The sequence below is a fragment of the Clostridium sp. UBA1652 genome, assembly GCF_002320975.1.
GTDB lineage: Bacteria > Bacillota > Clostridia > Clostridiales > Clostridiaceae > Clostridium_T > Clostridium_T intestinale.
Map to the genome: position 1 here is coordinate 453 of NZ_DCLI01000095.1, position 24,953 is coordinate 25,405.

Genomic DNA, 24,953 nt, shown 5'->3' on the forward strand with positions numbered 1-24,953 from the left:
TATATAACAAATATAATAATAGTTCAAGTATATTTAAAACTTTATTTTATGTACCAATTAAATGCATCATATTTATAACAAGTAAAAATATGGTATGATATCTTTATTAATTTATTTTTTATTTTTTAGGAGGAGTTCTATGAAAACTTTCTTATTTTATGCAGCAGTTTTTGCGTTCATATCATCTTTGCTGTCACTTGTTAATGGTTCAAATGGAATTTTAATGTCTGCTATGCTTTTTTCTTTAGGCTCAATAGTATTAGCATTAAGAAAAATAATCTGTATTCTTGAGGAAAAATCTTAATTACATATTCTATTAATGATAGTCATTTAGTATAAATTCAATATCCTATAATAAAATATAGACATCCCATATTTCTATAGGATGTCTACATACGTATTTCTAAAACTTCATTTTAAATCTTCTTTCCCATTCACTTATCAATTCTTCTTTAAAATTAGGATGGGCAACATTTATTAAGTTTCTTGCTCTATCCCTTAAGGTTTTTCCTTTTAATTCTGCTATCCCGAATTCAGTAACAACGTAATGTATATCATTTCTAGATGTAGTTACCGCCGCTCCTTCATCTAACATAGGAACTATCCTTGAAAATTTCCCATGTCCAGCTGTTGAAGGCATTGCTATTATAGATTTACCACCTTTGCTCATAGCAGCTCCTCTTATAAAATCAACTTGTCCACCAACTCCGCTAAACTGAGTTAATCCTATTGTGTCTGCAGCTACTTGTCCCATAAGATCCACTTGGATACAAGAATTAATAGAAACCATCTTATCATTTTGAGCTATAACACGTGGATCATTAACATAGTCAACTGGATATACTATGATATTAGGATTATTATCTACATAATCATAAAGCTTTTTTGTTCCCATAAGAAATGTAATTACAGATCTACCTCTATGCAAAGTTTTAGCCTCATTTGTAATAACACCTGATTCAATTAACTCAACAACTCCATCAGAAATCATTTCCGAATGAAGCCCTAAATTCTTTTTATCTTTAAGGAATAATAAAACAGCATCTGGTATAGCCCCTATTCCTAATTGAAGAGTTGATTCATCGTCTACTAACTTTGCGCAGTTTTCACCAATAGCTCTTTCGAGCTCCCCAATCTTTGGAGGTGTAAGTTCAACTATATCATTTGAGGTCTTTACTATATAATCTATCTTTGAAACATGTATAAAAGAATCTCCGATAGTTCTTGGCATCTTATCGTTTACTTCTGCTATAACAATTTTTGCTTCTTCTGCTGCTGCCTTAATATAGTCAACAGATACCCCAAAACTACAATATCCATGTTCATCAGGTGCACTAACATTAATTATAGCTACATCTACCCTTATACTTCTAAATAATTTAGGCATTTCAGAAAAAAAACATGGCGTATAATCTGCCCTTCCAGACATAACAGCCTCTCTAACTCCACCTCCAACAAACAAAGAATTGTGACGGAAATATGGCTCCATTTCAGGTTTTACATATTCACATTCTTCTAGCAAAAGCATATTCATGATTTCAACATTTCTATAATTTTCCTTGTTTAAAACCATGGCCTTAACAACATCTTTGGGAGCTGCACAAGCATTGCCTAAAACAACCCTATCCCCTGATTTTATTTTTCTAGAAGCTTCATCTGCAGTAACTATCTTACTTTCGAAATTTTTTTTCCATTCCATAAAAGAACCTCCTTGTCCTATATAAAATTCTTCTATATTATTACTATTTAATTATATCACTTTTTTCAGAAATAATGTTAATTTTTTAACATTAAATTGCTAATATTTTTCTAAATATTCAATTTTTTATTTATACAAATCTATGAATTCAAGAGCATTACGGAGATACAAAGACTTTTTCTTTTGTAATTATAATTTTTAAATTTATAATATTATATTTGTGGTTATTTTTTTAACATTTATTTAGGAATATATCTAAAATAAATGAGCTACCGCATATTTGCGATAGCTCATTTGCTAATCTTTTATTGAATACCTATTTAATACTTCTTGACTCTCATAAGTTGATAAACTTGATGCTATAGCCCCAAAAGAAATAATAATCCATAGTTCATATTTTAAACTTAAATCTATAAAATTACCTTCATAAATGAATCCTTTTATAATATATACTACCGTTATACCTACAAAAAGAAGTATACTATTTATTATATTTTTCCGATTTAATTTTATATTATCCTTATAGAAATATCTAAACTTTTCCCGTGATAAATATAAATATATAAAAAATGATATTAAGAGTATTACCCCTATAACAAATTTACCTCTGATTTGAAAATCATCTAAAAAAATTATAGGCGTATATAATAACCAAAATGTAATTTTATTAGCTATTTTCTCCATCTTTTCAAGCCTAAACATTTTATCAACTTCATATCTATTATCTATATCACATTTATCTAAATCCATATTTTTATAATAATAATATCTCTTTATTAACTTATCTAACTTTTCATTTTCATACAAATTAGCTTCTTTTATATCCTTATAGTAATTATTATTTCTAATCTCTTTCATTATATCAACTTCTACTAATATGTTTGTAATAAGCATTATTAAATTTGTTACACTAAAAAATATTATTTGGCTTTCCTTACTATAAAAAACAGCAATACAAGCTAAAAGCCTTATAACAAAATCTATAATAGATTTATTTTTTATGCCTAATTTATTCTTATAGGAATATTCCATAAAATTAAAAGATAATACAAGCAATATAACAGGTGATATTATCCAAAAATCATACAAAATACCTTTTTTCACCTCTGAACTAAATATTAAATAAAGAAAATTATTTAAATAAAACAAAATATTAATTATAAATAATCTTGAAAACTTCTTTTTCATATTCTTCCCCTTTACCATAGAAATATCTTTAAAATCGATGCAATGGCAGTTATAGTAATTCCTACTCCGCCGATTACAAGATACTTATTTAGTTTCACTCTACTAGTCCTACTGACATATCTCCTATTCCCAATAATATTAAAACCTATCTTAAATCTAAATAGATTTAAGACTGCATAAAAATCTAATAGTAAGCCTATCAACATTAAAATTAATATTAAATTTTTCATAAATTCCCCTTTAGTTTTCTAAGTCGCTAATAAAAAACTATATGTACCATTTTACTTAATTATTCTCACCTTTATATTACCATGAAATTAATGTGAATATGGGGTTTTTGAAATAAACGCTTAATTTTTAGTAATTATCGTTAAAACATTATAAGTTCAAGCTTTAATGTCATTAATTATAAAACATATGAAAATCATCTAAGGGAATATTAATTAATGTAGTTTAATTTAAAAATATATTTTTAGGAGGAATCTAATTATGCAAGATAATACTAGATTTTATGAAACTTTAACTCCAGAAAATTCTGCTTTAATTTTAATTGACCATCAGGTTGGGTTACTTTCAACTGTGAAAACTTTACCTACAAATATTTTAAAAAATAATATTATCGCTTTAGCTGAAACTGCAAAACTATTTAATATTCCAGTTATATTAACTTCAAGTAAAAGCAGTGGCCCAAATGGTGAATTCTTAAAAGAAATTACTGAAATGTTTCCTGATGTGCAGGTAATAGATAGAACAATAATAAATGCTTGGGAAGATCAAAACTTTTTAAGAAAAGTTAAAGCTACCGGAAGAAGTAAATTAATAATGGCTGGAATAGTTACAGACGTATGTTTAACATTCCCTGCTATCTCTGCTGTAAGAGATGGTTATGATGTTTACGCTACTATTGATGCCTCAGGAACCTGGTGTCCTTTAGTGGAGCAGTCAGCTATAAGTAGACTGGCTCAAGCAGGAGTAAAAACTACAAACTGGTTTGCTATTTCATCAGAACTTCAAAAAGATTGGAACCTTCCTACAGGTCAAAAGCTTGGACAATTATATTATAGCCATATAGCAGCCTACGAATATATGGTTGATTCAAGCAAAACTAAAGAAATGATTTTCTCGTAAATTCATTTAGCTATTGCTTAAATTTATTTTCTCTTCGTTAATAGAAGAGAGATTCTCAAAACCTGAGAATCTCTCTTTAAGCTATTTATTACCTTTAATTATTCTAATAAAAACATCCATATTTTTTGACATGAAATCTGTACTTGTAAAACCAGCATTTAATATTGATAACTTCATTCCTTTTGAAAAATCTTCTAAACTGTTTTTAGATACAGATTCAAATCTATTTTGAGTAATACTATTCTCAAGAACTTCCATCTTTTTATTACTTTCTTCCCTAAACTTTTTAGACCAATCCAAATTGGTTGATGCTCTTTTTGCAAAATTTATAAGAATACTAGCCCAATCGCCCTTATTAATAACAGCATCTGCAAATTTTTTATATGTTTCTGGTTCAAACCTTTTCATGAGTTCTTCTGGATTTATATAATCCTTAGGGGCACCAACAGGTCTTTCAGGTGGAGTATAATAACTTACTATTCCTGTTTTAACATCCACTTCTCCCGTTTTAGAAATTGCCGCAATCTGTTTGATTGTACTCATAAAATCTTTAGCTTCATTATCATTCATATAATTATTAGCAATAAATTCAGCCTGTGATAATCCCATTTCTAATAAAGCCGCCCTTTCCTTATCATTAGGGACATTGCCTTTATTAATAAAATTAGATTGAATTATGTTATAAACCGCCTCCTTAACTTCTGGAGACTTATCCTCAAGTATATTATTTAACGATTCATTAATTTGAGTAGTTCCAAAATATTTAGCTGCATGGTTTACAACTTCTGAAGCTAAACGCTGTCTTCCCTCATCACTTATCTCAATTTTATCATTAGTATGGGACAATTCTAACTTTTTATTAGAAACTAATTCAACCTTATTATTATCCTTAATTATTTCATATAAATTAAGATTAGATGAACTTGAAATCTTCATATCTACCTCCTGTATTTTTTTAATTAATTATTCTCTTAATAAGGTTATCGGTAATAATTTCTATTCATAAACACAAAAAAGTGTAAAAATCCTTTAAGTTTGATTTTTACACCTCTTTTTTATCTACACACTAACAGGCTCATCTATGTTTTCCATTAAAGCTCTTTCTCTTATAAAATAATCTAACGCCCTGTTTCTTGAATTTTGAATATCTGCATACTTCTCTGCTATTTCCTTATCCCTAAAAACCTTATCTACAGAAATTACATCATTTGTATCCATGCTTAGTACTATATAGACTTTCATAAAAAACCCCCTGTTTTAATTAGAATGTTTTACCAGTCTATACTAATCTATTCTATAATTTAACTCATTATGATACTTGTCTAAACAATATTTATCTCAATAATGATGTAAAAACATGAGTTTTTATTTTTTTCTATATGGGGTTTCACTAAGTGGAAGCTTTGTTCTAAACTTTCCATCTAATTTATAGTAGGCCCCTTGAACTGCTGGTGCTGTAGGAATAACAACTATCTCACCTATACCTTTTGCTCCATAGGCAACCTCATCAGTATTTTTTTCAATTATTATAGATTCTATATCTGGAACTTGATTAGCTCTAAAAAGTCCTAATGTTCCATATTTTGCGGTTGGGATGGAATCCTTTAAGGGATAATCCTCAGTTAAAGCATAACCAAGTCCCATAACTACTCCACCTTCTATCTGTCCTTCTACATTTTTAGGATTTACTGCTCTTCCTACATCATGAGCAGCTACTACTTTTTTAAGAATTCCATTTTCATCTATTATGGCAACTTGTGTTGCATATCCATAAGCTACATGACTTACTGGATTTTCTTTATCCGAACCTATAGGATCAGTAACTCCTTTGTATTCTCCATAATAATCATTGCCTTCAAGTTCTTCTAGTGTTTTATTTTCTAAGTCCTTTTTTAGTTTAATAGCTGCCTGCTTTGTAGCTTCTCCTGCAAATACAGTCTGCCTTGATGCTGTAGTAGTTCCTGAATTTGGTGTAACATGAGTGTCTGGATCTTCTACAACTATTTTGTCATAGGTTATTCCAGTGGTTTCACATACTATTTGAGCATTAACTGTTCCAATTCCCTGCCCTATACAAGCTGCCCCACATCTTACATGAACTTTCCCAGCTATAATAGTCAACCTACTTCTTCCGACGTCTGGCACTCCAACTCCTACCCCACTATTTTTAAGGGCACAAGCTATTCCTGCATATGGACTACTTTCATAAGCTTGCTTTACTGCTTCTAGAGTTTCTTTCAAGGCAGTTCCTTCGTCAGCTATTTGTCCATTTGGTAGAACTTGACCTGGCTCTATAGCATTTTTATACCTTATCTCCCAAGGTGATATACCAACCATTTCTGCTAGTTGATTTAAATTACATTCTGTTGCAAAAGCTGTCTGAGTAACTCCAAAGCCTCTAAAAGCTCCTCCTGGTGGGTTGTTAGTATACACAGCTGTTCCTATTATATCTACGTTGTGATAATTATATGGTCCAGCAGCATGTGTACATGCTCTTTGAAGCACTGGTCCTCCAAGTGACGCATAAGCGCCTGTATCAGATATAACAACCGCTTTCATAGCAGTTAATATGCCATTTTCATCACAAGCTGTTGTGAACTCCATCTCCATAGCATGCCTTTTAGGATGAATCATTATGCTTTCTTTTCTGCTTAATATTACCTTTACTGGCTTTTTAGTTATATAGGCTAAGAGTGCTGCATGGTGTTGAACACTCATATCTTCTTTACCACCAAAACCTCCCCCAACATATTTACTAACTATTCTTACCTCTTCTTCTGGAAGTCCTAAAAGAGACATTATTTCATGTTGATCATCAAATACGTTTTGCCCTCCAGTATAAACCTTAACTCCAAACCCATATGGCATACCTATAGCACATTCTGGCTCCATAAAGGCATGTTCAGTAAAGGGAACAGAATACTTATTTGTGACAACATACTTAGAATTTTTTATGGCTTCTTCAGCATTTCCCCTATTTAAAACCTGTTTAAAAAGTACATTTCCTTTATCGTGAATTTTGGGTGCATTTATTTCTAAAGCCATTTCTGGTGAACTTAAAGGAATTCTTTCTTCATATTCTACTACTATTGCTTCTAAACCTTCTTTAAGAGCTCTCTTATTTTCAGCGGCAACTAATGCTATAGAATCACCTATATACCTGGTTTCCTCTCCTTCAGCTATAAGGGCTGGCCAATCCTTAACTAAATGACCTAAATATCTATTTCCCGGGATATCCTTATATGTTAATACAGCTATTACACCTGGGATTCTTTTAGCTTCTTCTATATTTATGCTCTTAACTAACGTTCTAGGATATTTTGTTCTTAAAGCTGATCCATAAAGCATTCCATTAATTTTCATATCATCTACATATTTACCTGTCCCTAAGGTTTTAGCCAAGGCATCAACCCTATGAACGTTTTCTCCCATAACACCCTTAAAGTGTGTTTCTGGAACCGCTGTTCCTTCTCTTATGATTTTTGCAGCCATGTTAACTGCCTGCTCTATTTTGATATATCCTGTACATCTACATATATTCCCTCTTAACGCCTTCTTAATGTCCTCACTAGTGGGGTTTTTGTTTGTATCTATTAAAGCTTTTGCACTTATAACCATTCCAGGAATACAAAATCCGCATTGAACTGCCCCCGCTTCCCCAAAGCAATACGCAAAAACTTCTTTTTCTCTCTCTGATAAACCTTCAACTGTAATTACGTGTTTACCTTGAATTTTTGAAGTTTTTAGTATACATGCTCTCATGGCTTTTCCATCTAAAAGAACCATACATGCACCACAAGCACCTTCTGAGCAGCCATTTTTTACTGAGGTTAAATCCTCCTGTTCTCTTAAAAATTCTAAGAGATTTATATCTTCTTTAGCCTCAACTTCCCTATTATTAAGAATAAATGTATACATCTCTTAGCCTCCTTAATTAAATCGCCTAACATTTCTCCTCTGATATATACCTATTGGTGAATTATCTATAAATTTTTCGTCTTTTACAACTTCATTTCCTCTTAAAAATACATGCTCAATTGAACCTTTTCTTTTAAAGCCCTCATAAGGAGTATAATCGACATTTTGGGTTTGTTTATCTTTTGTTATTATAGTTTCTGTGTTAGGATTAAGAACAACTAAATCTGCATCACTTCCAACTTGTATTATTCCCTTTTTAGGATATAACCCAAAGTTTTTCGCAGCATTAGTTGATACTAATCTACACATATCATTTATAGATATCTTTCCTTCACAAACTCCATAGGTATACATTAGATAAACTCTATGTTCTACTCCTGGACCTCCATTTGGAATCTTACTAAAATCATCTATTCCTAGATCTTTTTGTCCTTTATAGTTAAAGGAGCAATGATCTGTTCCTAGAAAATCTATATCACCATCTCTTATTCCTTCCCAAAGAGCTTCATTATCATTTTTTCCTCTAAGAGGTGGAGACATGACATATTTTGCAGCTTCAAAGCTTTCATCTGTTTCTTTTCCATAATAGCTGTTATCTAAAAGGAGGTATTGAGGACAACTTTCAAGTACTACCTCTACACCTTTTGCTCTTGCCTTCTTAACCTCCTTAAGTCCCATTTCAGTACTTAAATGAACAATCCAAACTGGAGCTTTTGCTACTTCTCCTATTGAAGCAAGTCTATTAATAGCCTCACTTTCTAAGCACGCTGGTCTAGTTTTAAAATGGTAATAAGGTTTAGTTTTATGATTTTTTTTAGCATTATCAACTAAAGCATCTATAATATCTCCATTTTCACAATGAAATCCTATAAGTCCTCCTATTTCTTTACTTCTAACTAAGGCCTCATATATTTCTCTATCTTTAACCATTAAATTTTTATAAGCCATATACATCTTAAATGAGGTTACACCTTCATCTATCATAAGTTGCATATCTTTAGAAACTTTTTCGTTCCAATCAGTTATTGCCATATGAAAACCATAGTCGCAGTATGCCTTATTCTGAGCTTTTTTATGCCAATTATTCAAAGCCTCTTCTAGAGATTCCCCTTTATTTTGTGTTGCAAAATCTAGTATGGTTGTGGTTCCCCCAACTATAGCAGCTTTAGTTCCCGTTTCAAAATTATCAGCTGTAAAGGTAGTTCCTGTATCCAAATCAAAATGTGTGTGAGTATCAATTGCTCCAGGAAGAATATAAGCACCTTTTACATCTATAACCTTGTCGTTTTCCTTTATTAAATTCTTACCCATGCTTTCAATTACTTCATTCTCTATTCTTATATCACATTCAATGGTTTCCTCTGGAGTAACAACTCTACCATTAATTAATACTGTCCCCATAACCATACCCCTTTCTCAACTAATTAAACGTAGGAAATTGATAATGCTTCTTTAGGACATCTAGTTACACAAAGTCCACAACCAAAGCATTTTTCATCATCTATAGTAAGCTTCCCATCAATTTCTATAGCATCATATACACAGCTTCTCTTACATATTCCACAGGTTATACACTTATCATGATTTACTACTGGAGGAACCGTGTGAGTTCTAAAGTTTCTTTCATTTATCTTCTTGGAAGCTAGTCCAACTATTTCATTTACATCTTTATAGCCCTTTGCATCTAAGAAATCATTAAGCTCTTTAGCTATTTTTCCATAAATGTTTGGACCTTTTAATATAGCTTCTGTACATACCTGAACAGCTGAAGCTCCAGCCATTAACATTTCAGCAGCATCTCTTCCATTTGATACCCCGCCCACTCCTATTATAGGAATTTTTACAACCTGAGAAGCTTCAAATATACATCTAATAGCAAGTGGTCTTATAGCAGTTCCTGATAACCATCCATATCCAGACTTACTTCCCATTATAGGTAGTCCTGTATTTATATCTATAGACATACATGGACCAAAGGAATTAATCATAACAAGTCCATCTGCACCTGCATCTTCTACTGCTTTAGCTATTACCTTAATATCCGTATGTGGACTCATTTTCATAAACACGGGAACATCTAATGCTGCTTTTGCTGCCTTTAGTGCATTTACTATAGGTGTTACATCTGTTCCAACATAGTGGGTTGAAAGCTCAACAGCATCTGCATAAGGTTTAACTAATGGAGCAACTATCTCAATCTGCTCCTTTGTGTATCCCATACTTACTATCATAGGAACTCCAGCTTCTTTAGCCTTTAAGTACTCTTTTTCTATCCATTGTTCTTTAGGCAATTCTGACCAAAGCTCAGTATTTAAAAATCCGCTATTAGTTGCTCCCATACAAGGTCTTGGAACATCTGCGGCATCTACTGATATAGTTTTAGTAACTAATCCACCAGCTCCTCCTTTTACTGCTGCTACACACATATCTCCATCTTTAGCACCTGGGCCAGCTGCTGTAAAAACTGGATTATTAAATTTCATACCTAAAATATCTATATTTAAATTTGCCATAATTAACTCCCCTTAATTAATTTATTTTAGATTCTTTCCCATAACTTTTGAGCTAGCTCTCTAGATTTTGAGAATATCTTTTCTTCATCCACTGTATTTATTAGTCTATTTCTCATTACTACTTTTCCGTTTATTATTGTGTCTGTAACACATCTTCCTGACATTCCAAATATAATGTGTCCATTTATATTATTTTCATTTAATGGAGTAAGAGGATTATAATCTACAATAATTACATCCCCATAAGCTCCTTCTTTTAAAGCTCCAACTTCTTTGTTGAAATACTTAGTGCTTATTTTTCTGTTATTATCAAATGCCATAGAGGATATTTCATTAAAGCCAACATTAGGATCACATAGATTATGTTTATGAATTATATTTCCTACCTTTATGGATTCCATCATGTCGCTAGTATATCCATCAGTTCCAAGACCCACACTGATCCCTCTTTTTATAAATTCTAAAACTGGTGAACATCCTACTGCATTCCCCATATTTGATTCTGGATTATGAACTACATTTGTATTTGTTTGCTTTAAAATCTCCATTTCTCTGCTATTAACATGAACACAATGAACAGCTATGGTTTTATCTGAAAGAATATCAAAATCCATAAGTCTTTCTACAACTCTTTTTCCATGATTTCTTAAGGAATCGTATAAATCATCTATTCCTTCTGAGGTATGTATGTGATAACCTGCATCTAATCCTTCCATAGCTTCTCTACACATATCTAAACTTTTGTCTGAAAGAGTAAATGCGGCATGCATTCCAAACATTCCTTTTAACATGTCCTCATTGACATTATTGTATTTTTTTATAAAGTTTATATTCTCCTTTATTCCAGCTTTAAGAATCTCTTCCCCATCTCTATCTGAAGTTTCATAACAAAGACAAGTTCTAACTCCAAGTTCTTTTGCTGCATCTCCTATTGTAAATAAACTTCCTTCAACACTATAAGGGCTTGCATGATGATCAAAAACAGTAGTTACTCCATTTTTTATACAATCTAAGTAAGTAGTATAAGCACTATATTTTGTATCTTCTAGAGTTAAGCCTTTATCAAGTCTCCACCATAAATTCTCTAAAATATCAGTGAAGTTTTTAGGTGCTGGTCCTTTTCCTGCCATTCCTCTAGCAAAAGCACTATAAATATGCATATGTGTATTAATAAGGCCTGGCATAATCACCTTGCCTTTTGCATCTATAAACTCTTCCTCTTTATACTTTTCTTTAAGTACTGAATAGTCTCCCACAGCTATTATGGTGTTATCTCTTATAACTACTGCTCCATTTTCTATATATGGATTTTCCTCATCCCTAGTTATTACTCTTCCATTTCCTATAATCAAAGGATTAGCCCCCTTACTTTCTTAATCTCTTCTTATTACCTTCCCCGCAATAATCTTGTTATATTGTCCTTCTTCCACAACAACATTACCATTTATGATTACATAATCAATTCCCTCTGGATATTGTGTAGGATCTACAAATGTTCCTTTATCCTTGACCGTATCCATATTTACTATTACTATATCAGCGTATTTTCCAACTTCTAAGCTTCCTCTATTTTTAATATTAAAAGCTTCTGCAGCTTTGTAGGTCATTTTATATACAGCTTCTTCTATAGAAAGAATATTTAATTCCTTAACATATCTATTTATAACCTTTGGGAAAGAACCATAAGCTCTAGGATGTGGTTTTCCGGATAAAAGCCCATCTGTACAAACATTTTGCTCTTTTCTCTTCATGAATTTAATTACATGTTCCTCTAATCCATAGAAATCTACCATTCCTACTGCATTCTCTTCTTCGTACAATAAATCAAAAGTTGCATTATAAGGATCTTTTCCTTTAAGCTCACCTATCTCTAGTAGATTTTTACCTATTAGATGTTCATTTTCTTTAGTTCTAACGCTGGTTACAAATATCTGATCAAGACCTGCAAAGTCTATGAAATTATCCCATCCATCTATGCCATGCTCTATATCATAGATCATTTTCTTTCTTAATTCTTCGTCTTTTAACCTCTCTAAAAGTTTATCTGTACCACCTGAATGTGCCCAAGGAGGTAAAACTACTCCAAGCATTGTACTTCCAGCTGCATATGGATACTGGTCGAAAGAAACTTTTATTCCTTCCTTTTGAGCCTTCTCTAAAAGCTCAATAACTCCATCAATATACTGCCAGTTGTTTTTCCCGCATACTTTAAAATGTGAAAAGTGAACTTTAACACCAGATTCTCTTCCTATGTTTATAACTTCCTCCATGGATTTAAGAATAGTATCAGCTTCGCTTCTTTGGTGAACTACAAATACCCCATCATATTCTGCGACTACCTTACACATTTCTATAATTTCTTTTGTCTCGGAATATGCACAAGGAATATAGATTAACCCTGTTGATAATCCATACGCCCCTGCCTCCATTTCTCTTCTTACTATTTCACACATTTTCTCTATTTCTTCTGTTGTTGAATATCTGTCCTCTAAACCCATGGCTTCCATTCTTACATTTCCATGAGGCACTAGATAAAGTTCATTTAATCCTACTCCGTTTTTCTCCATAAGCTTAAGATAATTATCTGTAGTTTCATATTCCCAATCTATATTGTCGCTTTCTCCATCAAGTCCAGCTAAGTTCTTTCTCCAAGTGCTTATATATTCTTTAGGAAGTGGAGCCATAGATATTCCATCCTGCCCTAATACTTCTGTAGTTATTCCTTGTCTTATCTTAATTTCATTAAAGGGATTATCTAATATTTTTAAATCTGAGTGACTATGAGTGTCTATAAATCCAGGACAAACTACTCTTCCAGCTGCATCAATTATCTTATCTACTTCTGCTTTTATTTCTTCTTTGCTTATCTCTAATATTTTGTCATTCTCTATAAGTAAGTTTCCTAAATATCCTTTTTGCAAGGTTCCATCAACGATAGTTCCCCCTTTAATTAACACTCTCATTTTTAACACCCCTTATTTTTTGTATAGAGAATTCAATATTCCGTAGTATCCTTCAGCTCCAATAAATAATTGTTCTAATTCTATATATTCATCTATAGTATGAGCCAAGTTTTCTTTCGATGGACCAAATCCTATAGTTCTTATTCCTTTTTCTCCTGCATAATGACTTCCATTGGTACAGAAAGAGTATTGAGTTATTTCTGGATCTAAACCTGCACTTTTTAATCCTTCATAAGCTATTTGAACAAACTCATCCTTTTCTTCATAAAGCCAGCCTGGGAAAAATCTTTCCCCTGAAATAGTACTTCCTGTATAACAATTTTCAGTAGCTTTAGCATAAGAAACCTCAGCTTTAAGTTCTGAATCTTCCTTCATTAATTCTTCTACAAAAGCCTTTATGGGTGCTAATACACTTTCCTTTGTTTCTCCAACTAAAAGTCTTCTATCAAAGGTTGCCTTGCAATAATCAGGAACTACTGATGCCCCTGGATAAGGTGAAGATTTTATATCAGTTAACACCAATATCCCCTTACCTAGAACTGGATGCATTGGTGTTTCAAGTTCTTGAATTTTCTCTATAATTTTACTCATTTTATATACTGCATTTATACCTTTTTCAGGATTAGCTGAATGAGCTGGTTTTCCAAAGGTTTCTATAACTATCTCCGCGCGTCCTCTTTGTCCTATTTTAAGATTTAACTCTGAAGATTCACCTATTACCACATAATCAGGATTTACAGCTTCACTTATTTTTCTTGAAGCTATTCCTTCAAATATCTCCTCATGTACAACCCCAGCTACATATATATCTCCCTTAAAGTCTTTTTTAATATCTTCAGCAAAGCAGACCGCTGCAACTATCATGGCACTTAGCTGTCCCTTCATGTCTGAAGTTCCACGACCATATATCTTACCATCTACAATTTCTGCACCATAAGGATTATGAGTCCATTTAGATTCATCTGGTACTGGAACTGTATCTATATGACCATCAAATAAAATTATTTTTCCTTCTTCGTTTCCCTTTATATGTCCAATTATATTTCCATATTCATCTATAAAATAATCATCATAGCCCAACTCTTCAAAAACCGTCTTAATAGCTTCTGCTACATTTTTTTCTTCTCCAGAGTAGCTTTTGTTTCTTATTAGTTCTTGACACACTTCTGTAAGTTTATTTTTTCTTGCTTCTGATAACATACTTTCACCTCAATTATTTTATAATTCTTCTTTACTATTTAGACCTTTCCATACTATCTTTCTGTACATAGCTGGGTCTGTATCACCTTCAGTACTAAATAGTAAAACCTTAGAAGTCTCATCTAGTTTTAAATCTTCTTTTAGTTCCTTATAATCTAGATTAGTCATTATTTCATATAATAGTCCTGTAGTAACTGCTCCAGACTCTCCTGAAATCACTTTTCTATCATCTTTTAATGGATTTCCTAATATCCTCATTCCATTTGCTGATACCCAGTCTGGGCAAGATACAAATGCTGAGCTATAACTTTTAAGAACTTCCCAGCCTATTGTATTAGCTTCTCCACAAGCAAGTCCTGCCATTATAGTTTGCATATCTCCTCCCACAGCATAAGCTTTTCCATCTCCAGCTACTGCCGACTTATAAAAACAATCCGCCAAATTTGATTCAACTATAACAGTTGTTGGGCAATCTTCTCCAAACTCAGAAGCAAAAAAACCTTGAACTGCTCCTGCTAATGAGCCTACTCCTGCTTGAACAAAAACATGTGTTGGTTTTTCTATCTTAATCTCTTTTAGCTGCTCTGAAGCTTCTAGTGCCATAGTTCCATAACCTTGCATTATCCATGTTGGAATTTCTTCATAACCTTCCCAAGCTGTATCTTGTACCATAAGACCATTGTTCTCTTCAGCATACTTTGCTGCAAACCTTACTGCATCATCATAATTCATATCAGTAATGGAGGCTTCTGCACCTTCAGCTTGTATATGTGCCAGTCTTGTTAAAGATGATCCTATAGGCATATAAATTACAGATTTTTGTTTAAGCTTATTTGCTGTCCAAGCTACACCTCTTCCATGATTTCCATCTGTAGCTGTTACAAAAGTTATTTCACCAAGCTTATCTCTAACTTCATCAGATATAATTTTTTCATAATCAAGTTCTGATATATCTGTTTCTAATTTTTTAGCTATGTATTTAGCCATAGCAAAAGAACCACCTAATACTTTAAACGCATTTAATCCAAATCTATAAGATTCATCTTTTAGATATATTCCTCCAAGACCAATTTCTTTAGCTAAATTATCTAAAGATGCTACAGGAGTCCTCTCATATTGAGGAAAACTACCATGAAAGTTTTTAGCTTTAGAAACTTCTTTTTTAGATAAAAAGTCTGTGGAAGCCTTACCACAATTTTTAAGTTCATTAAATTTCCATTTTATAATGTTGTCCATTTGTTTCCGCTCCTTAATAGTACTAAATTAAAAAAAGCCCAATGTGATCCCTAATTAAAAATATATTCCAAAGAAATATATTTAGAAATTAAAAGCTCTTCATTGAACTTGTTTTTAATCTAAAAGTTAAATTTTATTTTCAAATACTCATATGATTTATATAAGCAAATACTGTGCCAATTCACTATTAATTATTACTATTAATCATTAAAGCCTTGAAAACAACCAACTTATTAAATACTTGTGGATAATCTTGAATTCATTAAAACTTTCAGTAAATAAACCTTCCACTCTCAAAATGATATTTTATTATCATTTTGATAATACATCTTTATCTTATTATATTAAATCCTAATATAATTCTATTTTTTCTCCTAAAGATATAGCTCCACCTTTTAGCACCTTGCCAAAAATCCCTTTGGTAGGCATTATACACTCCCCTACTGAATAAAAAATCTCACATTTATCATGACATTTTTTGCCTAACTGAGTTATTTCTATTAAAGTGTCTCCAATTATGACTTTATCTCCTACGGATAAACTAGCTAAATCTATTCCTTCAGTAACTAAATTTTCACCAAAGTCTCCATAAACTACTTTACCACCTTTTTTATTAAATGAATCAATTTCTTCCTTGGCCAATAAACTTACCTGCCTATGCCACTTTCCACCATGAGCATCTCCCTTTAATCCAAAGTCTTCAACCAATTCTATCTCTTTAACTTCTTCTTTTTTAGTTCCCTTTTTCACACTTGTACATATCGCTACTATTCTACCCATGGTTATCCTCCTATCTCATTCATAAATCTATTATCCTTATCCTTTTCTTCTTTTCCAAAGCTATGTTTAATAGGTTTATTATATATTTTGTCTCTTATTATCTCCAATAACTGTTCGTCATTCATTCCATTTCTGATTAAAGTCTTTAAATCTATACCATAATTCCAATGTAGACATTGTTTTAAAAATCCTTCTGAAGTTACTCTTATCCTATTACAACTTTCACAAAAATTATCGCTTATAGCACTTATAAATCCAACCTTACCTAAGGCATTCTTTAGTTGTACATACTTTGCAGGTCCACTTATACCTATTACCTTTTCATCTTCAAGTACGTGCCCCTGCTTTATAAGCTCTTTAACTTTATTATTGGTTATAGGGGTTAAATCTTTAGCTGCTCCTATAGGCATAAGTTCTATAAATCTTACATCCATTTTTTTATTTATTGTAAGAGCTGCTAAATTTAATATTTCATCTTCATTAACTCCTCCAATTATTACTGAATTAACCTTAACCTTAATACCTAAGTCTAATAAATTATCTATAACTCTTAATACAACTTTTAAATCTCCACCTCTAGTAATGTCTCTGTAGTTCTCTTCCTTTAAAGTATCTAAACTTATATTTACTCCTTTTAAACCTGCTTCTTTAAACTCTCGTTCTTTTCCTTCTAATAAAAGGGCATTGGTTGTTATATATATTTCTTCTATACCAGGTATTCTGTGTATATCTTCTATTATTTTAAGTATGTTCTTTCTAGTAAGTGGCTCTCCACCTGTTAATCTCACTTTTTTTATGCCACATTTAGCCATTAATTTGACTAGCTTTATAACTTCATCATCTTTTAAGATTTTTTCTTTATCCATAAAAGTAATATTATCTTTTGGCATGCAGTAAACACATCTTAAATTACATACATCAGTTAATGAAATTCTTAAATATTCTATATTTCTTCCTTGTTTATCTATCAATTTTATCAATGCCACCTTTATAGATTATTCTTTCTTAATAAGGTTTCATATTCTTCTATAGTATCTATGTCATAAATAATATTTTCATCTTCTACTTGTAAATAATAAACCTCATCATCGTGATTTTTAATTACATCTTTTAAATTATAATTTCTCCCTACCATTTCTAAATCTTTAAATATATCTTTAGAAAACAATACCGGATGTCCTTTTCTACCATTAACCATTGGTATTATGATCTTATATCTGTTTTTATCATAAACTGATTCCATAAGTTGTAATGTTTCAGCCTTAATTGCTGGCGTGTCTCCTAAAGCAAGATATAAAACTTCTGTATCATTATCTATTTTTTCAAAGCCTTTTTTAAAAGAACTTGCCATATCTCCAGCAAAATCTTCATTATATGCCCAAGTTATCTTATACTGTGAAAAAATTTCTTTTATTAAATCTGCTTTATATCCAACCACTATAATAAGTTTATCAATATTAATATCATTATAGCAAGCAATAGATTGTCCTAATACTGTTGTATCTCCCCAAGGAAGTAGCTGTTTTACAGTTCCCATCCTTTTTCCTTGACCAGCAGCTAAAATAATAACAGAAGTTTTCATTTCTTACCCCTTTCATTTTTACTTCTTTTTATATGGAGTATTATCTAGTGGAAGAGTATATCTTCGCTCTCCATCAAAGGTTCTATATGCTTCTGAAGTTGCCGCTAAAGTTGGTATTAAAACCAGTTCCCCAACCCCTTTAGCACCATATGCTAAGTCTCCTAGTTTCTTTTCTATAAGTTTATATTCTATCTTAGGAACATCTGTAGATCTCCATAAACCTATTGTCCCAAACTTCGATTTCACATATCCATCTTCTGTCTCAAATTTCTCTGTAAGAGCAAATCCAAGGCCCATTACAACTCCACCTTCTATCTGTCCCTCCACGTTTGTAGGATTTATTGCTCTTCCAACATCTTGGGCTACAAATACTTTTTCAACCTTCCCCTTTTCATCTAAAATTACCATTTGGGTTGCATATCCATAAGCTATATGTTGTTTTGGATTTTCCTTTTCTGAAGCTAACTTATCTGTAATTGCAGTAAAATCTGACTTAAATACTTCTCCTTCAAGTTCTTCTAATGTTTTTGTTTTTAGAGCTTCCTTTAATTTTAAAGAAACTCTTCTAGTTGCCTCTCCTGTAATTAAGGTTTGTCTTGATGCTGTAGTAGGACCTGAATCTGGAGTAACCATAGTATCTGGTGAATGATATTCAATTAATTCTAAAGATATTCCTGTAGTTTCTCCACAAATTTGTGTCATAACTGTTGCCAGTCCTTGTCCTATACATTGAGCTGAAGTTTTTATAATTATCTTTCCATTTTTAACTTCTATATTACATCTCCCTGTATCTATTACTCCAACTCCGCAACCAGTGTTTTTCATAGCACAAGCAATACCTATGTATTTATGTTTTCCACTGTAATATTCATCTTTTACTGCTTCTAAAGTTTCTATTATCGCTGTACTCTCATCACACAATTGTCCAGTTGGAAGAGTATCCCCTGGTTTTACAGCATTTTTATATCTAAATTCCCATTTATCTAGACCTACTTGCTCTGCAAGAATATTTATATTGGTTTCACTTCCAAAGGTTGTTTGAGGAACTCCAAAACCTCTAAATGCCCCTCCTGGCGGATTATTTGTATATATTGCATATCCGTTAAGTTCAATATTAGGTATTCTATATGGTCCACATAAATGAGTGCACGCTCTCTCTAGTACCACGGAACCAAGAGATGCGTAAGCTCCTGTATCCGCTAAAACCTTAGCCTTTAAAGCTGTCAAATTTCCTTCCTCATCACAAGCTGTAGTTACTTCAACTTCCATTCCATGTCTCTTTGGATGTACAAGTAAACTTTCCTCTCTACTAAAAGTTATTTTAACTGGCTTTTTAGTATAGTAGGTAAGAAGAGCTGCATGGTGTTGCACTGTCAAATCTTCTTTTCCTCCAAATCCCCCTCCAACATATGCTGATATAACATGTACCTTATCTTCTGGAAGTCCTAATACATGACATATACCTTCATGATCTGAATGAATATGTTGTGAAGAAACATATAAAGTCAATACATCTCCTTCATAAAAAGCTATAGTTGCTTCTGGTTCTAAGAAGGCATGATCTATAGGCATAGTCTTATATTTTTTTGTTACAACATATTTTGATTCCTCAATTGCCTTATCTGGATTTCCTCTTTTTACATAAGTGTTACTTAAAATATTCCCTTTTTCATGTATCTTGTAGGCATCATCTTTTAAGGCATCATGAACATTAGTTATTGCTGGTAATTCTTCATATTCAACTTTTATTAATGAAAGCGCTTTTTCTAATATGTCCTTTGTTTCAGCTGCTACTATAGCTATAGCATCCCCTAAATATCTAGTCTCTTCTCCTATAGCTACCATTGTAGGCCAATCTTTAAATATATATCCTTGATAATTATTAGCTGGAATATCTTCGGCAGTAAGAACTGCATGTACACCTTGAAGCTTTTTAGCTTCACTTGTATGTATACTTAAAACCCTTGCTCTTGGATATCTTGAACGAAGAGCTTTTCCATATAACATTCCTTCTATGTAATAATCATCTGGATATTTTGCTGTGCCTAGAATCTTTTCTTTGGCATCAATTCTGACCATTCGCCTTCCTACTTTAGCTTCTTGCTCTAAATGAATTTTATTATGATTTCTAAAAGCTTCAGCTGCCATTAAAATTGCTTTTTCAATTTTTACATACCCAGTGCATCTACATAAATTACTCTTTATTGCCTTTTTCACATCTTCTTCTGTAGGATTAGGATTGCTGTCTATTAACGCCTTAGCACTCATTATCATTCCTGGAATACAAAATCCACACTGAACAGCTCCAGCATTTGAAAATGAATCTGTATAAACTTCTTTCTCAATCTCTGTTAAACCTTCAACTGTAACTACTTCTTTTCCTTCTATATCCTTTATCTTTTTGATACAGGCTCTTATATTTTTTCCTTCAATAACTACAGTGCATGCTCCACAAGTCCCTTTTGCACACCCATTTTTCACTGAAGTTAATCTTGCCTCATCTCTTAAATAATCAATTAACTTCAACTCTCCATCAGCAGAAACTTCTCTTCCGTTTAATATAAATCTAATCATAATTAGCCCCCTATATTTTTACTTTAGACTTAAAAGGAAAATAAAAAAAACAAGTTCAGTACTCTCATATCAAATAAAAGAAAAATAATTCTATTTTTCTTAAAATTTTGAAAGCTCGTCATTGAACTTGTTTCTATTTCTCTATTAAGTTTTTCTTTATAAACATTTCTTACTTTACCTTTCTAGCAAATTCTTTGCCAAATGTGTCAAAATTGTTGATATATTAAAAATATAGGTGTATTTTTACGATTTAGATTATTGATTTTATTAAAAGTATTTTTATGAAACTAAAAACCACTTAAATTTCTTTTAACTTTTTAGATTTAGAAATTCTACTATAGTAATTAATTATCAAAATGATAATACCTTCTCACATTGATAACTATTCTTTAAAAGAGCCTATTTTTCTATATATAGTAGCTATTCCTATTCCCAACTTTTCTGCAACCATCTTTTTCCCATTGGTATCATAGCCATATTTATCTAAAGCTTTAAGTATATATTCTCTTTCTATATCCTTAAGAAATCTTATTTCTTCCTCTTCATGAAACGTCTCAACTTTGTTATTACCTAATATAGTATGTGGAAGCATTTCTTTTTCTATTATTCCTCTACTATCAGATAGATTAATTAAAAGTTCTACTACATTTTCAAGCTCACGAATATTTCCTGGCCAACTGTAATTTAATAAACTTTCATAAGCATCTTTATTAACAGTATGAACATACTTATCAAAAATTTTATTATATTTATCAATTAGTGTATTTAATATAAGTTTAAAATCTTCTCTTCTTTCCCTAAGCGCTGGTATTTCTATAGGTATAACATTTAATCTATAATATAAATCTTCTCTAAATTTATTCTCCTTAATCATTTGTCTTAGATCTTTATTAGTTGCTGCAACTACTCTAATATCCAAGTTTACTAATTCATTAGAGCCTATTCTTACTAATGTTCTCTCTTGAAGAACCCTTAATAATTTAGCTTGAAGATATAGAGGCATGTCTCCAACTTCATCTAAAAATATCACACCCTTATTTGCTAGCTCAAATTTACCTATTCTTCCATTAGGATTTGCGCCACTAAACGCCCCTTTAACATATCCAAATAGTTCACTCTCTAGTAAGGTATCTGGTATAGCTGCACAGTTTATACCAATAAAGGGGTTATTTCTTCTATCACTTTCAGCATGAATTGCCCTAGCTATAAGTTCCTTTCCAGTTCCACTTTCTCCAGTAACAAATACAGTTGATTTAGTGTTAGCTATTTTTCTTATTTTATCTTTTATGCCTTGCATGGATTTACCTTCTCCAATTATAGCCTCTAAGCCTACAATTTTATTATCACTGGTTATTTTATAGGCTTTTGTATTTACATCCTTTAGCATATTAAAAATAAGCATTTTATTATAGCCCTCTAAGGTATCTTCTAGCGGTATTAAGCTTCCTACAAGATTATATTTTTTGCCGTTTATCCTTACTTTATAGAATTCTTCTTCTAATATATTTCCTTCTAAAAGCTTAAGCTGTATATTTCCATTAATATCACTGGGAGTTAATTCTAACTTTTTCATAGCTTTACTATTCATTTCAACTATTTTACTTTCAGAATTTATAATTATAACTCCGTTATCTACACTATTCACAACTTGCTTAAGTAAATTTATATAAGATACATTTCTTTCATTCCCTTTAAATTCATATATCTTTGCACTTATAAGTTCACTTATTTTATACAAAAACTCTAAATGGGAATCTAAATTATCAGATAGATAATTTTTTTGTTCAATAGTAGTACAAACCAGACCTATTACCCCTATTATTTCTTTTTGAAATATTATAGGTGTTGATATCTCCATCATTTCTAAACATTCATTTTTCTGATTACAAAGTCTACATATTTCAGCTTCTCTAGGATTCTCTATAATTTGATGTTTCCCTGTAGCTAAAACATGTTTATAAACTACACCTTTGTTATCTCCATTTATATTGCTAGTAAATATTCCAGTCCCTGCTATAGTATTTAAGTTACTATCTACAATTTCCACATCTACTTTTATTACGTTTGCTATAACTTCTGCATATTTTAAGACAGTACTCTGAATAGGCTTTAATAATGATTCTTTCATAACCCTAGCCCCCAAACTTATTTAATATTAGTATTATCTTCGTAAAGAAAATGCCCGCTCTTTCCACCTATTTTTTCTAAAAGGTGAATATCTTTAATAATCATTCCTTTATCTACGGCTTTACACATGTCATATATAGTAAGAGCAGTTATGGATACTGCTGTTAAAGCCTCCATTTCTACTCCTGTTTTCCCACTTACTTTTACTTCTGAATATATTTCAATTTCATTATTTTCCCTGTTTATATTAAATTCAATCTTGCAGCCATTTATTAGTAGAGTATGGCACATGGGAATTAAGTCTGAAGTTTTTTTACTCCCCATAATACCTGCTACTCTAGCTACTCCTAGCACATCTCCCTTGCCTATTTTACCTTCTTCAATTATCTTTAAAGTTTCAGGACTTACTTGTATTTTCCCAAAGGCTCTAGCTATTCTTTCAGTTATATCCTTTTCCGTTACATCAACCATTTTAGCTTTGCCTTGCTCATCAAAGTGAGTTAATTTTTCCATTTTACACCTCCTTTTAGTACTTTCCAAAACTACAATGAGGGAAGGTACATACTTCGCAATTTAGACATAAGCCACCTTGTCCATAGATAGCAATGTCTCTTTTAGTTATTCTTTCACCTGCTAAAATTCTAGGTAAAACTAGATCTAAAACCGTTCTTTTAGAGTGCATAACACATCCTGGGAGCCCCATTATAGGAATATCTCCATTATAAGCAAGTAAAAACATTGCTCCTGGTAAAACTGGAGAACCATAGGTTATAATCTCTGCACCTGTTGCCTTTATAGCTGAAGGTGTTAAATCGTCAGGATCTACAGACATGCCTCCTGTACACATTATGAGCTCTGCTCCTTCATTTATAAATTCCATAATAGCTGACTTAATTTTATCTAAATCATCGGGTAGTATTTTTTGCCCCAATACTTCGCAACCATATTCTGCTGCTTTTCCTCTTATAACAGGTCCAAAAGCATCTTTTATTCTTCCATAAAAAACTTCATTGCCTGTAGTTACTATACCTACTTTCTTTGGATTAACTTTAACTACTTTTACTATTTTATTTTTTATGGTATCCTCAGCTTCTATTATCTTCTTTTCATCTATAACTAGAGGTATTACTCTTGTTCCTCCAAGCTTTTCTCCCTTTTTTACATAGGTATTGTCATGAAGAGTAGCCATCATTATTTCATCTATCATATTTAAATTTAATAGTTCCTCTGAATCTATTTTAAGAAGTCCATCATGTTCTGCTATAAAATCTATCTTTCCTTCTTTTATCTCTCCAAACACTATGCCTTCTCCGCAAGCTAAATTCTTAAGCCTTATAGCAGCATCATTTTCATGTAAAAACCCTTCAATATCTTCCCACACATATATATGATCTTTTCCTAATGAAAGCAGTTCCTGTATATCCTCTTCTTTTATTAAATGTCCCTTTTTAAAAGCTCTACCTTTAAATCCTCCTGGGACTATTTTAGTAATATCATGAAATAAAATCATTCCCACTGCATCTTCAGTTTTTATCTTTTTCATCATTTCACCCCTTTATCTAGCACACTCAGAGTCTTCACCAATTAATATCTTTATTCCATGTTCTAACTCAGTTATTATATATTCTAAGGATTCTCTTACAGCCTTAGGACTTCCAGGTAGATTAACTATTAAGGTGTTTCCTCTTATGCCTGATACTCCTCTAGATAACATAGCTCTCTTAGTTATAGTTAAGCTGTAAGCTCTTATTGCCTCTGATATTCCTGGTACTTCTCTCTCAATTATTTCTTTAGTAGCTTCTGGTGTTACATCCCTTTTACTAAAACCTGTTCCCCCAGTTGTAACTATTAAGTTTAGCCTCAGTTCATCACTCATATATGTAAGTTCTTTTTTTAGATCTTCTCTTTCATCTGGAACTACTACATATCTATTGACTTCATATCCATTTGCTTCTACAATTTCTCTAATTACATCCCCACTTTTATCTACTCGTTCACCTTTAGAGCCTTTATCACTAGCTGTTATTATTCCTACTGAATACAAA

21 protein-coding genes are annotated in these 24,953 nt (G+C 31.8%); 2 read left to right on the plus strand and 19 right to left on the minus strand.

All coding sequences use genetic code 11. The features are described from left to right. Positions 1–139 precede the first annotated feature (139 nt). Positions 140–304, plus strand: coding sequence for a hypothetical protein (locus B3N22_RS22495; protein WP_286910769.1), 165 nt, complete (start codon positions 140–142; stop codon positions 302–304). A gap of 99 nt (positions 305–403) precedes the next feature. Here B3N22_RS22495 and B3N22_RS22500 read toward each other — a convergent pair whose 3' ends face one another. After that, positions 404–1,699, minus strand: coding sequence for an acetyl-CoA hydrolase/transferase family protein (locus B3N22_RS22500; RefSeq protein WP_073019090.1), 1,296 nt, complete (start codon positions 1,697–1,699; stop codon positions 404–406). 297 nt (positions 1,700–1,996) lie between these two features. Next, positions 1,997–2,887, minus strand: coding sequence for a hypothetical protein (locus tag B3N22_RS22505; RefSeq protein ID WP_286910772.1), 891 nt, complete (start codon positions 2,885–2,887; stop codon positions 1,997–1,999). Between the two features lie 489 nt (positions 2,888–3,376). Here B3N22_RS22505 and B3N22_RS22510 point away from each other — a divergent pair, with 489 nt between their 5' ends. After that, a complete protein-coding gene (locus tag B3N22_RS22510) occupies positions 3,377–4,015 on the plus strand; it encodes an isochorismatase family protein (protein WP_286910774.1) in 639 nt (212 codons plus the stop codon). Between the two features lie 81 nt (positions 4,016–4,096). Here B3N22_RS22510 and B3N22_RS22515 read toward each other — a convergent pair whose 3' ends face one another. The 17 genes from B3N22_RS22515 to B3N22_RS22595 all read right to left on the minus strand — a co-directional run bounded on the left by B3N22_RS22515 (position 4,097) and on the right by B3N22_RS22595 (position 24,952). Continuing rightward, positions 4,097–4,951, minus strand: coding sequence for a hypothetical protein (locus B3N22_RS22515; RefSeq protein ID WP_286910776.1), 855 nt, complete (start codon positions 4,949–4,951; stop codon positions 4,097–4,099). Between the two features lie 123 nt (positions 4,952–5,074). Continuing rightward, entirely contained in the window at positions 5,075–5,257 is a 183-nt protein-coding gene (locus tag B3N22_RS22520; protein ID WP_021803588.1) for a hypothetical protein, read from the minus strand. A gap of 123 nt (positions 5,258–5,380) precedes the next feature. Beyond that, positions 5,381–7,933, minus strand: coding sequence for a selenium-dependent xanthine dehydrogenase (gene xdh, locus B3N22_RS22525; protein ID WP_286910779.1), 2,553 nt, complete (start codon positions 7,931–7,933; stop codon positions 5,381–5,383). 12 nt (positions 7,934–7,945) lie between these two features. Then, positions 7,946–9,334 carry a dihydropyrimidinase gene (gene hydA, locus B3N22_RS22530; RefSeq protein WP_286910781.1) on the minus strand — a complete coding sequence of 463 codons (1,389 nt, stop codon included), beginning with the start codon at positions 9,332–9,334 and terminating at the stop codon, positions 7,946–7,948. Between the two features lie 23 nt (positions 9,335–9,357). Beyond that, positions 9,358–10,446 carry a 4Fe-4S binding protein gene (locus tag B3N22_RS22535; RefSeq protein ID WP_286910783.1) on the minus strand — a complete coding sequence of 363 codons (1,089 nt, stop codon included), beginning with the start codon at positions 10,444–10,446 and terminating at the stop codon, positions 9,358–9,360. A gap of 26 nt (positions 10,447–10,472) precedes the next feature. Next, positions 10,473–11,798, minus strand: coding sequence for a putative aminohydrolase SsnA (ssnA, locus tag B3N22_RS22540; RefSeq protein ID WP_286910786.1), 1,326 nt, complete (start codon positions 11,796–11,798; stop codon positions 10,473–10,475). Between the two features lie 21 nt (positions 11,799–11,819). Then, a complete protein-coding gene (locus tag B3N22_RS22545; protein ID WP_286910788.1) occupies positions 11,820–13,409 on the minus strand; it encodes an N-acyl-D-amino-acid deacylase family protein in 1,590 nt (529 codons plus the stop codon). Between the two features lie 12 nt (positions 13,410–13,421). After that, the gene (locus B3N22_RS22550) at positions 13,422–14,609 is read right to left on the minus strand and encodes a YgeY family selenium metabolism-linked hydrolase (RefSeq protein WP_286910790.1); all 1,188 of its coding nucleotides are present in this window, start codon (positions 14,607–14,609) and stop codon (positions 13,422–13,424) included. A gap of 18 nt (positions 14,610–14,627) precedes the next feature. Next, positions 14,628–15,845, minus strand: a complete 1,218-nt coding sequence (gene dpaL, locus B3N22_RS22555) for a diaminopropionate ammonia-lyase (RefSeq protein WP_286910792.1) — start codon at positions 15,843–15,845, stop codon at positions 14,628–14,630. A 351-nt stretch (positions 15,846–16,196) separates the two neighbouring features. After that, entirely contained in the window at positions 16,197–16,625 is a 429-nt protein-coding gene (locus tag B3N22_RS22560) for an MOSC domain-containing protein (RefSeq protein WP_286910794.1), read from the minus strand. Between the two features lie 2 nt (positions 16,626–16,627). Beyond that, positions 16,628–17,596: a GTP 3',8-cyclase MoaA gene (gene moaA, locus B3N22_RS22565; protein WP_286910796.1), complete on the minus strand. Its 969-nt coding sequence runs from the start codon at positions 17,594–17,596 to the stop codon at positions 16,628–16,630. A gap of 17 nt (positions 17,597–17,613) precedes the next feature. Further along, complete coding sequence (locus tag B3N22_RS22570; RefSeq protein WP_286910798.1) at positions 17,614–18,207, minus strand: nucleotidyltransferase family protein; 594 nt, start codon at positions 18,205–18,207, stop codon at positions 17,614–17,616. An 18-nt stretch (positions 18,208–18,225) separates the two neighbouring features. After that, positions 18,226–20,781, minus strand: a complete 2,556-nt coding sequence (xdh, locus tag B3N22_RS22575) for a selenium-dependent xanthine dehydrogenase (RefSeq protein ID WP_286910799.1) — start codon at positions 20,779–20,781, stop codon at positions 18,226–18,228. Between the two features lie 382 nt (positions 20,782–21,163). After that, entirely contained in the window at positions 21,164–22,909 is a 1,746-nt protein-coding gene (locus B3N22_RS22580) for a sigma-54 interaction domain-containing protein (RefSeq protein WP_286910801.1), read from the minus strand. 17 nt (positions 22,910–22,926) lie between these two features. Next, a complete protein-coding gene (gene moaC, locus B3N22_RS22585) occupies positions 22,927–23,421 on the minus strand; it encodes a cyclic pyranopterin monophosphate synthase MoaC (RefSeq protein WP_286910803.1) in 495 nt (164 codons plus the stop codon). A 13-nt stretch (positions 23,422–23,434) separates the two neighbouring features. After that, a complete protein-coding gene (locus B3N22_RS22590) occupies positions 23,435–24,451 on the minus strand; it encodes a molybdopterin-binding protein (protein WP_286910805.1) in 1,017 nt (338 codons plus the stop codon). A 12-nt stretch (positions 24,452–24,463) separates the two neighbouring features. Continuing rightward, the gene (locus B3N22_RS22595) at positions 24,464–24,952 is read right to left on the minus strand and encodes a MogA/MoaB family molybdenum cofactor biosynthesis protein (protein WP_286910807.1); all 489 of its coding nucleotides are present in this window, start codon (positions 24,950–24,952) and stop codon (positions 24,464–24,466) included. Between the last annotated feature and the right edge of the window lies 1 nt (position 24,953).